This is a genomic window from Mesorhizobium sp. M4A.F.Ca.ET.022.05.2.1, from assembly GCF_003998845.1.
In the GTDB taxonomy this organism is placed as follows: Bacteria; Pseudomonadota; Alphaproteobacteria; order Rhizobiales; family Rhizobiaceae; genus Mesorhizobium.
Genome location: NZ_RZOJ01000221.1, coordinates 1 through 10,061, shown reverse-complemented (window position 1 = coordinate 10,061; position 10,061 = coordinate 1). Strand labels below are relative to the sequence as shown.

Below are 10,061 nucleotides of genomic sequence, written 5' to 3'. Positions count from 1 at the left end.
AAGCAGCGCTGAAATCATGCTATCGCTGAAGCCTGCAGTACCGTCGGTGGACCAAGACCCGATCATGCCCTGACTTGTGTCGTCGCTGAAGGGATGTACGAAAGCCATGTAGTCGGTGACGCCCATAAGCGCGAGTTCACCGAAAATCGGAAACTCCGGCGGCAATGACGGGTCGATCCGGCGTCGCAGATGGTCGAGCTTGTTGCTGAGCAGATGGTAGTACGGGCTGGTCAGGAATCTGTCGGACGGCTCGCCGGGCTCAACCCGGAAGCCTTCCACTTCCATGCCCTGGCCGCGAATCCACGTGAAGCCAAGCGCATCATAAAGCGGGTGCAGCATCGAAAAGCTCAAATGCACCCGCTTTAGCGGCAGGCCGGCAGCAGCCAGCCGTTCGCAAAAGCCCTTTACCAAGGCTTCCAGGTCGCTGCCCGCCAGCGCCGATTGGGTCAGCCAATCAGCAACCTTATCCATGAGAATGGTAGAAATTTCTGCTTGCGTTTTACTCATGCTCTCTCGAAACCCGTCGAAGACGAAGCCATTATCCGTTGATCCGCCATAACACAGTCCGCCAACGGCCCAATAGGTCGCCCGAAGTCAACGAGGCCGGCTTCGGCGGCAAAAGCGGCGAAGAATTTCTCGGATGACTATCCTCGCAGCCAAGGAGCAGGCGTAACTGCATCTATGTCGTGTCGACTTATGTGGCGAGGGCGCCGGCAGAGTGCAATCACGATACTGACATCGGGCAAAAATTCGCCGACCCGGACGCCGTCAGGCCTTCACACCGTCTCTCGAGACAGCCCGAGGCGGCCAAAGAACATTGCGTGTGTCGACTATCCGGAGGTGAGGCGTCCAATAAATCTGGTTTCCCGTCAACTCCGGACAGGCTGTCCGTTCCCATGGTGACTTGGGTCCCAAGAACCATTGGCCGAGGCATATTGCGGAAGATCGATTTCCGCAAAGCCGTCATCAAACCGGTACCTTCGCCTTCAGGCTTGCGGCAGCCACGGCATAGCCGCCGGCCGCGCCATCGATGAAATGAAGGTGATCGCGCTGCAGCGGCGAAGCGACCAGGCATGTCATCAATGCCGATTTCTGGCGGTGCAGGCCATAGTTGCAGATGCCCGCCTCTTCCGCCTGCTTCAGCCGGTTCTCGATCCGTTGCAACACATCCGCGTCAACGTCGATGGTCATCTTCAAGCCGTCGTCGAACTTCCGGAAATCCGAGTTGCTGGCCACGTCGCGTTTGTAGATCTTCGGATCGAAACTGCCGATCGTCCAGCCATATCTATCGGTGACAGCCGTAAGCGTCATCAGGAACATTACCCACAGCTTCGTTAACCACCGCCGTCCTGCCGGCGCCGTGGCGCGCGCCTCGATATCGAGGCCGGCAGGCAGCAGACTGTAGTCCGGCCCGTTCACCGGTACCGGGTGGCCATCGCGTTCCTGCCTGCCGGCAAGGGCGATGATGTCGGACGCCAGAAACTGAAAACCGCGCAAGTCACGCGACGCCCCCGGTATGGCTATGATCGAGACGATTTCGCCATGCCGGGCTTCGATCGGGTTCCAGCGGCAGGACAGGCCGGTCAGATCCGGCCGCGCGCCAGCCGGCGCAGGATCGATGCGGTAGCGCCCCGCTTTCATCTCGGCTTCAGCCCAACTGCCGCCTCCGCCGGCGAACATGGCATAGAAGACCGCTTCTGAGGCTTGAAACCTCGCCACGCGGACGTCGCGGCCTTGCGCTCTTATATCTTTTATCGGCACGATTGCAGCACGCAAGGTGAGGTCCAGCTCGTCTGCCACCCATCTCTGGACAGCCGCCAGCGCGTTGCGGGTAACCTCCAGCGCCGAGCCGGGAAACGCCACGAGCGCGCCGTCGCCGCCGAAGACAAAGGGAAGGTCTTGCCGACCCAGCGCGTTGAGCAGCGCCGAAATGACGCTGGCGCCGGCCATGTTGACGGTTTTATAGCGCCCTGCCTCGATCGCCCTGGTCGAGCCGACGATGTCGGCCGTGGCCAGAGCCCAGCCATCGGGGAGAGGCTTGTAGTTGTCGATATCGGCAACGCTTTCGAACTTTGCGAAGACCGGCAGAGAAGCGACAAACGGGTCGGACGCGGCGGCTGTTTCCATGAGCATCAAATAGCACATTCCACTGCTTGAAGGTGAAGTCGATCGTGCTCGAAATTGACTTGCGCTGGCTTTGCGATGATAGGGTCCGGAAATGCGAATTGCCTTTTACGCGCCGCTGAAGTCACCCAATCATCCCGTTGCCTCCGGCGACCGCCAGATGGCACGGACGCTGGTCAAGGCGCTGGAACATGGAGGGCATAGCGTCGAACTGGCATCCGAAATACGCTTCTATCTACGCGAACCGGAGTCGAAAAGTTTCGATGCGCTCAAGATCGAAGCCCGAGAGGAAGCCGCGCGGCTGACGAGACTTTGGGATCGTGACGGCAAGCCCGATCTCTGGTTCTCCTATCATCTCTACTACAAGGCGCCCGACCTGATCGGACCCGAACTGGCGTCGGCCTTTGCCGTTCCCTATGTGACAGCGGAAGCCTCCTATTCGAGGCGGCGCAACGCCGGTTTGTGGGCCGATACGCAAGCGTTGGTGGCGCGAGCCGTCGAACAGGCGGCGCTGAACATCTGCTTCACGCAAAGGGATCGTCAGGGACTGGCAGATGCGATACCCGACGCGGCTCTCGGCATGCTTCCGCCATTCATCGACACATCGGCATTCCGGGAAACGCCGGCGCGGGGTTGTTCGACGCGGCTTGTTACCGTCGCCATGATGCGGCCGGGCGACAAAGTCGCAAGCTATCGCATGCTGGCGCAGGCGCTCGGTTCGATCGGCCACCTGCCCTGGACCATGTCTGTCGTCGGGGACGGGCCTGCCCGTGAAGAGGTCAAAGCGCAATTCGCCGGCTTGCCCGCCGACCGTATCGAATGGCTTGGCGCGATTGAGCCAGCCGCCGTGCCGGATGTCCTGTACAGTGGGGGAATTTACGTCTGGCCGGGTTTCGGCGAGGCCTATGGTGTTGCCTATCTTGAAGCACAGGCCGCCGGCCTTCCAGTGGTGGCTCAGGACATCGCCGGGGTGCCGGAGGTCGTGCGGGATGGCCAAGCCGGGTTTCTCACGCCGCCGGGCGATGTGGCGGCATTCGCTTCCGCCATTGAAAGGCTTCTGACCCGTAGCGACGAAAGAACCATCATGGCCGCACAAGCCAGACGTTTCATCCTTGAAGAACGTTCCCTCGGTGTTGCGGCGACGCGCCTGGCCGGACTTCTTGCGAAGATCCCGATTTCATGACACCCGATCAGATCTGGCAACCCTTGGTGGAGGAACTGGCGAGCCTGCAACGAGCGGACCGTAAGGCAGAGTTCTGGCTGCGCGACGATGACGCCGTGGATCCGACGCCTGCGCTTGATAGGCTGCTCGACCTCACCGGTGAATTCGCGATTCCGGTCACCCTGGCCGTGATTCCGGCCCTGACTGATGAGAAGCTTGTCGCCCGGCTTGACGAGACGCCGCATGCCACGGTCGCCATCCATGGCTGGGCGCACCGAAATCATGCGCCCGAGGACCAGAAAAAGCAGGAGCTCGGCCCGCATCGGCCACGCGAGGCGGTGCTCGATGAGCTGGCCCGTGGGCTGTCGCACGTAGCCGGCCTGCACGGCGCACGTGCCGTTCCGATGCTGGTGCCACCCTGGAACAGGATCGACGCCGGCTTGGTACCCGACCTCGGATCGATAGGATTTGCCGCATTGTCGGTCTATGGGCCGCCGAAGCCGGCTTCGCTGGCGGTCATCAACAGCAATGTCGACATCATGGATTGGCATGGCACGCGCGGTTGCCGCGATCATGGCCTGTTGGTTCAGGCCATCATCGCGCAACTGCGGCATGCATTCGACGGCGGCCAACCGGTCGGCCTGCTCACCCACCATCTCGTGCATGATGAATCGGCCTGGCTTTTCCTCGAACGGCTGTTCACAGTCACCACACACACTGAAGCCTGCGCATGGCTTCCGATCAGGACATTGATCGGGCGCTGCGCCGGCAAAGGAAAATAGTTCAGCGCTTTTTCCGCAATGAGACTGGAAATTTGAGCGTCTGGCCATCCCGGGCGGCAAACGCGCCGGCAAACCTGTCTTTGGCCAATTTCTCCATCTCGTCCAACTCATCGTCGGTGCGCGACGGATCGTGGTGAAACAGCGCAAGCCCCCGCGCGCCGGCGGCCTCACAGAGCTTGACGCCCTGTTGCCATGTCGAGTGCCCGTTGCCGCGATAGCGCTCCATTTCCTCCTCGGTGTAGGTGCAATCGTAAATGACGAGGTCGGCATCTTCGATCAGGCCGAGCACCGCCTGATCGAGTTTGCCCGGCTCGTGCTCAGTGTCTGTGATCACCGCAACGACGCGGCCACCCCATTCGACCCGGTAGCCGATGCAGCCACCGGGATGGGTGAGACTGCCGGTTCGGATCACCACCCCTTGGCGCGGCCGAAGCACGTCTCCGGATACGAAATCGCGGTAGTCGAGGCTTGCCTTGCAGACGTCCAGTCTCACCGGAAACCAAGGCGGCCGCATGAACTCATCTACCATCTGCCGCGTCGTCATGCGTCCTGCAAGATGCCCGGACCAGAGCCTGATTTTGACGCTCCGGTCATAGATCGGCTTAAAAGCCGGCAGCCCGATGATGTGATCGTAATGGCAATGGGTGAAAAACAGGTCGGTATCGGTCACGCCCGACGCCCGAAGCGCCCAGCCGGCAGGCCGCAAGCCAGAGCCCGCGTCGAACAGAAGCGTATGCTTACCGCATCGCATCTCAATGCAGTTTGTGTTGCCGCCATAGCGAGAGAATTCTGGCCCCGATACCGAAATGCTGCCGCGCACGCCCCAAAACCTGACCAGGAAAACGTCGTCGTCCATGCAAGCCCTTCGTAGTCCCCCTCGGCCATCGTAGCCAAACAACTGCTGCTAGGCGAGACAGGTTTTCCTCCTGGTGACCTTGTCCGTGAGAGGGCCAGTGCCATCACAGCGGCAAGGATCGAGCGCAAATCATTCGTTATTTGGCGCTTCGTGCATCGATCAGATCCGCGGTCGTATGGCTCAGGCGATCGGCAAGAACCCGAACCATCTCGATGGTCATTTCCGGGAACTCCTTCATAAGCCTCAGGAAATGATCCTTGCGAATTCTCAAGGCTTCCACCGGACTTGCGGCTCTGACGGTGGCCGTGCGGGAGCTGTTGCACAATATGGCGATCTCGCCAACGATCGAATTTGGCAGCAGTTCGGCAACTTTTATCGGTCCGTTGTCGGAATCGACCAGAATATCCGCCCTGCCTGAAAGGATGACATAGGCGGCGTCACCCTCATCGCCCTGCCGGAAAAGGATCTGGCCGGCGCTGTAGCTCACGCGATCGGATGTGAACGCAAGCAGCTTGAGCTTTGTCGGCTCTATGCCAGAGAACAGGGGAACGCGTTGCAGCATTCCAACCTCATCCTTGAGCAGCATTGTCGCGAACCTTCCCATTCACGTCTGCGAGACTAGAACAACTGACACCCGGATGGGATCAATTCTGTTTCCGGACGGCGAGACGAACCACGCGAAAGGTGGCGGGCCGATCAGCCGGAAACCCGAATCCCTTGATCTTGCCACAAGCTCCCACCGCCAGAATGATCCCATCTGAATGTCCAATGCTCTATGATAGCAATTCCTTAAAGATACCGCTCTCTGCCAAAAGTGTCTCGTGTGTTCCGTCTTCCACCAATTGGCCCGAGTCGAAGACGACAACGCGATCGAACATCATCCCCATTGCCGGATTCGTCACGACCCACACAATTGCCGGCGAATGGCCGTCGCGTCTGGCCTCCTCGAGCACGTTTTGCAGCACCTTATCCTGCATGCGCTGGTCGAGCGCCGACAGCGGCCGGTTGAGAATGAGAAAATCGGGACGCTTGAGCAGGGCGCGGGCAACATCGAGCTTCTGTCGCTGTCCACCGGTCAGCCGCCTGCCGCCGGAGCCGACGTTGAAGTCCAGACCGACATCCAGAACTTCGGCATAAAGCCCCAGCTCGTCAAGAATGTCATAGACGATGGAGCGTATGCGGTCCGGTGCGTCGGGATGGTTGTTGCCCACGCGCCCGAACAGGACATTGTCCATGACAGTAGCCGCGGCAATGTATTTGGCAGGATCATACCGTTCGACCGCGTTTTGCAGCTCGGGCGGCAGGTTTTCATAGAACCCGTTGCGAGCAGCGACGATCTTGCTCATCAGTTCGTCGCTGAGCAGGCCGAAGCGGTGCCGGGGCTCGATATAGGCAAAGCTCAAGGTGACGATCATGGCGCGATCGTTCTCTGAAACCGCCTCGTAGGCACGGTTCTTGAGCCGTTGCAGCAAGGTTTCGTAAGCGGGTATCTCCTCGGCGCTCATGAAGGCGAGCTGCTGGAAGAACTGGTGATCGGGCGGCAGGTCGGCAAACAGCTCGATCGCCTGGTCGGCGATCTCCATGCCCATTTCGTAGAGCGTGCGGTCGAGGCCGGCTTGCCTGAGCACAGAAGCAAAATAGGGATTGGCCGCCAGAGCCCTGTCGGCCAGTTCGGGGCCGGCGGCAGCGCCGAAGAGCAGGTTTTGGCCGATCGTTGCTTCCTTGTTGTAGGCGCCCGGTTCGAAAGGAACCACCAGTCCGCTCAGCCCTTCGTGTTCCAGCCGCGTTCGCAGCGCCGCACGCAGTTCGACGATTCGCCTGGCAAGCTCCGTGTGACGCGTCAGGTCGGCCGAAGAGCGCAAGCCAAGATCCAGAATGTCGCGCGACAGAACAACCGCGTCGAGCACCCGGCGCACGGCTTCAAAGAGGTCGTGCGGGCCGGTAGCGCCGGCGGAAGCGTAGTCGATCCAGTCGCTTTGGATATCATGATCCGGATTGCCCGACCGGCGCGCCTCGTGGATGTTCCAGCGGCGCTGGTCTGCCGCAGCACCGTCATAAGTCACCGATGTCAGCGGCGCATGCTTCAACCCGTAGAGCAGGTTGTCGCGGAGGCTTGCCTGGAACAGGAAAACATCCGACGAGGCATAGGACATGCGCCGGCCGGTCACTGCTTCGGGGAGTTCAAGCAGGTCGTGGGCGCCCGAAGCGACCTTGCCGCCTTTCGGCCGGTTCAGCCGCGCGAAGGCTTCTGCAAGCGCCTCCGCTCCACCTGTTGCGGTACTGACCAGCGCCACCGTTTCACCCGGCTTGACCTGGACGGAGATACGGTCGAGGAGCAATGCACCGCCATCGTCCGCTATCGACAGACCGATCGCCGACAGCGGGTCGGTCATCGGACCGGGGGCTTCGATCGTCAATGCCCCGATTGTCGGCGCAATGACACCGTCGACGGTGAACTGTTCGACCACCTGCTGATATTTGACTTGGACATCCTGCCGCGCCTGATCCCAGTCGATCAGTTCCTTCATCGGTCCGGGCAGGTCCTTGTAGGCGCCGATCACGGCCACGAGCTGGCCGACGTCCAGCCGCCCCTCGATGACCAGATACCCGCCGATCATGTAGAACAGGAAGGGCGTCAGCTGCGCGAGAAAATTGTTGAGGAACTTTACCATGAATTTCCACTGGTAAAGATCGAAGCGGATCTTGAAGATGAGCCCGAGCCGGGCAGCTATGTCGGCGCGCTCGTAGTTTGACGTGTCGTGGACGTGAACCGCGCCGATGCCGTCGACGATTTCGCCAACCCGGCCCGAAAGCGCGCGCGCCGTCAGCTGCCGTTCGCGACCGAGCACGATCAGCCGCCGCCGCATTCGCGGGATCAGCACGATCTGGATCACCACGATCACGACCGCTATCATTCCGAGCCAGAAATTCTGGACCATGATGAACAGCATGGCCGTCAGCGCCTGGCCGCCGAGCAGCACCGGCTGCAGGAAGGCGTCGCCGATGAAGCCGCCCAGCGGCTCCACCTCGTCCTTCACCATGGTCGCCACTTCGGCGGATTTCACCCGTTTGAAGTAAAACGGCGGAAACCGCAGCACTCGATCGACCAGATCGAAGCGGATACGCCGCAGCATGCGTTCGCCGAGGCGGCCCTTGTAGGTGTTGATGTAGAGTTTGAACAAGCCGTTGATGACGACCAGCAACAGGAACACGACGCTGAGGGCAAGCAGCGTTGCCGTGCGGTCGAGCTGAAAGCCGGAGAACAACTGGACCTCGCCAATGAACGGCAGGTCATAGTGCAGTCTCATGAATGGCTGGGTGGCTCCCGGTTGCTCGAAACCTTTGCCCTGGATCGGGCCGTTGACGATCAGCTTCGGCAGGTCGAAGGACATGAAATACGGGATCATCGACAGCAGAACGATCAGCAATATCCATATCTGCTGCTTCTTGGTGTGCCTCCAGATATAGCGGGCTAGGCTGGGTTCCATATGCGACTGTGAACCTTCGGTCTAAAGCAAAGTAAAAGCATCTGCTGGTGAACGGCGCATCGGCAATCAGCGCTGGCGACACGTTCAAAGCCTGCGAGGCGGAGGCAAGATTGCGTTGTGTCGCCCGAAATCCCAACATACAAGGCGAATATGATGGATATCACGCAACCACGCAATGCCGGCACGGACGGGCACGAACAGGCCCTGGACCTCACGCGGGGAATTGCCGCCTATGTCAAGCACCCTCTCGTTGCAGGGCTGGCGCGCGTCATAGCCAAGCATCCGCAGGCCGACATCGCCAATGCCTTCAACCACAAGCAGGTCGCCTGCAAGATGTGGGCGCTCGACAGGCTGTTCGAAAGTTGCGGCGGCCGGTTCGGGCGCATATGGGTGCTGGGCGGATGGTACGGCGTATTGCCGGCAATGCTTTTCAACGATGCCCGCTTCGACATCGCGGCGGTCGATAGCATCGACATCGATCCCGAAGTCGCGCCGGTCGCCCGGACCCTCAACCGGGAAGCCGGCGATCGGTTCCGGGCGCTGACGGACGATATGTACGCACTCGACTATGCGGCCGGGCAACCTGACCTGGTTGTCAATACAAGCTGCGAACACATAGCCGATCTCAGCGCCTGGCTTGCTCTGCTTCCGCGGGGCACGACTGTGCTTCTGCAATCGAACGACTATTTCAGCGAGCCGACGCACATCAACTGCGTGGCTTCACTGGCAGCCTTCGAAGCCATGGCGGCGCTGCGGGAGATCAGGTTTTCCGGCGAGTTGCCGACAAAGAACTATACGCGCTTCATGCTGATTGGAACTGTTTGAAGCGCGTTGCGCGAATCTGATCCAGGCGCGACCCGCGTTAGAATCTTACGGACCAGGTTCGATAACGCTCGCGCAGGATTTGCGCCGAGTGACGCGCCCCTTCCAGATCGAGACGATGCCCGGGTGGGGTCGGTCCCACAAGCGCCTGTTCGATCGCTTGCGCCAGACCTTCAGGCGACAGGTCCTTTTCCATCAGCACCGTTGCAAGACCGAGTTCTTCGAGCATCAGGGCGCGAACCGTTTGTTCGGTTTCCGCGCCAGCTGCAAATGGAACGAGCAGGGAGCGACAACCCGCGCGCAGGACATCGCAGACCGTGTTGTAACCCGCCTGCGAAACTGACAGGCGGGCGCCGGTTAGCAGGCTGGCGAAATCCTCGCGGAACCGGAAGATGGACAGACCCGGCGTGGCATCGCGCGCGATCGCGTCAAATTCGTCTTTCGGCAGGTTTGGGCCGGTGATCAAACACCATTTCCAAGCGTTGTTGGCATTCCTAGCAGCGGCGATGGCGGAGCTGACCAGGTGTTTTCCGGCAGCGCCGCCGCCAACCGACACCAGAACGTCGAGGCGCTCGGAGGCCGCGGGCGGTGGCGGCGCGGCAACGAGCCCCGTGTAGGTGACCTCGGCTGTGATCGCCCCAGCCAGTGGAAATGTCCTGTCGATGGTTGCGAAAGCCGGGTCGCCGTGGACCATGACAAGGTCGAAATGCCTGTTGATGAGATCGACCGTTTCCTCGTTTCGGCCCGGCTTGACGCGCTCCTGAAGGATATCGCGGACGGACGTCGCCAGCAGCGGTCTGGGCGACGTCGCTTCGATGGCCTCGATC

8 protein-coding genes and 1 pseudogene are annotated in these 10,061 nt (G+C 60.7%); 3 read left to right on the top strand and 6 right to left on the bottom strand.

Annotation, left to right across the window (positions count from 1 at the left end):
• Nucleotides 1-507 (bottom strand): annotated as a pseudogene (locus EN745_RS21820) (adenylate/guanylate cyclase domain-containing protein); the annotation flags it as partial.
• 459 nt (nucleotides 508-966) lie between these two features.
• Complete coding sequence (locus EN745_RS21815) at nucleotides 967-2,127, bottom strand: DUF3095 domain-containing protein (RefSeq protein WP_126059397.1); 1,161 nt, start codon at nucleotides 2,125-2,127, stop codon at nucleotides 967-969.
• A gap of 91 nt (nucleotides 2,128-2,218) precedes the next feature.
• Between EN745_RS21815 and EN745_RS21810 the strand changes: the two genes are divergently transcribed.
• Both EN745_RS21810 and EN745_RS21805 read left to right on the top strand, forming a co-directional pair.
• Entirely contained in the window at nucleotides 2,219-3,307 is a 1,089-nt protein-coding gene (locus EN745_RS21810; RefSeq protein WP_127422228.1) for a glycosyltransferase family 4 protein, read from the top strand.
• Nucleotides 3,304-4,068: a polysaccharide deacetylase family protein gene (locus EN745_RS21805; protein ID WP_127422227.1), complete on the top strand. Its 765-nt coding sequence runs from the start codon at nucleotides 3,304-3,306 to the stop codon at nucleotides 4,066-4,068. Before EN745_RS21810 ends, EN745_RS21805 begins: the two co-directional genes overlap by 4 nt.
• A gap of 1 nt (nucleotide 4,069) precedes the next feature.
• Here EN745_RS21805 and EN745_RS21800 read toward each other — a convergent pair whose 3' ends face one another.
• From EN745_RS21800 to EN745_RS21790, 3 genes are all read right to left on the bottom strand, one after another.
• Nucleotides 4,070-4,924, bottom strand: a complete 855-nt coding sequence (locus EN745_RS21800; RefSeq protein ID WP_127400535.1) for an MBL fold metallo-hydrolase — start codon at nucleotides 4,922-4,924, stop codon at nucleotides 4,070-4,072.
• Nucleotides 4,925-5,060: 136 nt separating this feature from the next.
• Entirely contained in the window at nucleotides 5,061-5,510 is a 450-nt protein-coding gene (locus tag EN745_RS21795) for a cyclic nucleotide-binding domain-containing protein (RefSeq protein WP_126058880.1), read from the bottom strand.
• 187 nt (nucleotides 5,511-5,697) lie between these two features.
• The gene (locus tag EN745_RS21790; RefSeq protein ID WP_127406729.1) at nucleotides 5,698-8,412 is read right to left on the bottom strand and encodes an ABC transporter ATP-binding protein; all 2,715 of its coding nucleotides are present in this window, start codon (nucleotides 8,410-8,412) and stop codon (nucleotides 5,698-5,700) included.
• 153 nt (nucleotides 8,413-8,565) lie between these two features.
• On the opposite strand from EN745_RS21790, the gene EN745_RS21785 reads away from it, so the two are divergent.
• A complete protein-coding gene (locus tag EN745_RS21785) occupies nucleotides 8,566-9,237 on the top strand; it encodes a class I SAM-dependent methyltransferase (protein WP_127406730.1) in 672 nt (223 codons plus the stop codon).
• A 37-nt stretch (nucleotides 9,238-9,274) separates the two neighbouring features.
• On the opposite strand, the gene EN745_RS21780 is transcribed toward EN745_RS21785, so the two are convergent.
• The coding region (locus EN745_RS21780; protein WP_127422226.1) for a glycosyltransferase at nucleotides 9,275-10,061 on the bottom strand (787 nt) is incomplete at its 5' end.

Excerpts from the sequence above, each read along its gene's own strand:
- EN745_RS21795 (WP_126058880.1), bottom strand. The coding sequence starts at position 5,510 with ATGCTGCTCAAGGATGAGGTTGGAATGCTGCAACGCGTTCCCCTGTTC.
- EN745_RS21805 (WP_127422227.1), top strand. The coding sequence starts at position 3,304 with ATGACACCCGATCAGATCTGGCAACCCTTGGTGGAGGAACTGGCGAGC.
- EN745_RS21815 (WP_126059397.1), bottom strand. The coding sequence starts at position 2,127 with ATGGAAACAGCCGCCGCGTCCGACCCGTTTGTCGCTTCTCTGCCGGTC.
- EN745_RS21810 (WP_127422228.1), top strand. The coding sequence starts at position 2,219 with ATGCGAATTGCCTTTTACGCGCCGCTGAAGTCACCCAATCATCCCGTT.
- EN745_RS21785 (WP_127406730.1), top strand. The coding sequence starts at position 8,566 with ATGGATATCACGCAACCACGCAATGCCGGCACGGACGGGCACGAACAG.
- EN745_RS21790 (WP_127406729.1), bottom strand. The coding sequence starts at position 8,412 with ATGGAACCCAGCCTAGCCCGCTATATCTGGAGGCACACCAAGAAGCAG.
- EN745_RS21800 (WP_127400535.1), bottom strand. The coding sequence starts at position 4,924 with ATGGACGACGACGTTTTCCTGGTCAGGTTTTGGGGCGTGCGCGGCAGC.